Below are 1,067 nucleotides of genomic sequence, written 5' to 3'. Positions count from 1 at the left end.
ATTTCACGCGCCAGGTCGAGCGCATCGCACGCGTTCACCAGGAGGGCCTGCGCGATCGGGGCGAACGCAACCGTGGTCCAGTCGTGCGGTTTCCGGTACGCGAGCTGCTCGGCCTAGGAGATGCCGATGTCGACAGGATCGCCGATGTCGTCCTCGACTTTCTGGCGCAGTAGTGCGACGCACGCCGGTTTTCTTTGCACGGCCTGTCATTCGAAAGCTCCCCGGCCGCCACCACGAACACTCCACGGAAGGAGACCGATATGGCACCCATTGGATTCCATAAAATCAACAGCCACTGAACTGTAGATTCAAAGACGTGAAACCGAACAATGCGCCCAATTATTTTAGAGGTTTATTGAAATCCAATTTCCACCTCAACACATCAAATCAAACAAACAAACAACGAAATAATCACAAATAAAATCGATTATTTACATTTATCAGACCCGCAAACATGACAGGTAGAATTCCTCAAACCCCCATCTATTATTAGTTAGCTGAGTTCATTCGAACCCGGCGACACCGAAAAACGGGGTCATATTTTTATAGAGCGATTAGGAGAGAAAAAATGGGCGTCTATATTATTGAATACTCTCAAGATCCGAACTATGTGATTGGGGTCACGGATCAATCACAGGACAACCCTGTCGTCCTTAGAAGCAAAAACGGGTTGGCACCTCGCTATGGCTTTTGGGATGTCAACTTCGACACCGGCATCGTCTCGCTGAATTCGAGTGGCGGAGTGCTCGCGATAGGTGCAGACCGGATCGCACCTGAATCCCTCCTGAAGCTCAAGCCCAGCGCCAGCGCAATCCAATGGGATTTCTTCTCGAAACCCGGATACATCGTACCTAGGTCCGATGAATCGTTGTGCCTCGACGACAAGGGTCGCGTCGTCAAGGATGGAAACCCGATCTGGCTCTTCCCGATCAATGGCTCACCTGCCCAGCAGTGGCGTTTGGTCCCGCTGAACAACCTCAAGTCCTTCGAATAAAACGCAAATCAGAGTCGGCTCCCACCAAGGAACCATCTGCTTTCGAGGCTCACGCGCCGCTTGAGCCGGACCA

2 protein-coding genes are annotated in these 1,067 nt (G+C 51.8%); both read left to right on the top strand.

Going from position 1 to position 1,067, the window contains the following annotated elements:
• Positions 1–23: 23 nt before the first annotated feature.
• Positions 24–173, top strand: coding sequence for a phage virion morphogenesis protein (locus tag AB0F11_RS38350; protein ID WP_362184525.1), 150 nt, complete (start codon positions 24–26; stop codon positions 171–173).
• A gap of 395 nt (positions 174–568) precedes the next feature.
• Entirely contained in the window at positions 569–994 is a 426-nt protein-coding gene (locus AB0F11_RS38345; protein WP_105818909.1) for an RICIN domain-containing protein, read from the top strand.
• Positions 995–1,067: the final 73 nt, after the last annotated feature.

It is taken from the genome of Streptomyces sp. NPDC032472, assembly GCF_040636955.1.
Taxonomy (GTDB): Bacteria; Actinomycetota; Actinomycetes; order Streptomycetales; family Streptomycetaceae; genus Streptomyces.
Note: the sequence above shows the minus strand (reverse complement) of the source record. Positions and strands in the feature narration are given on the sequence as shown.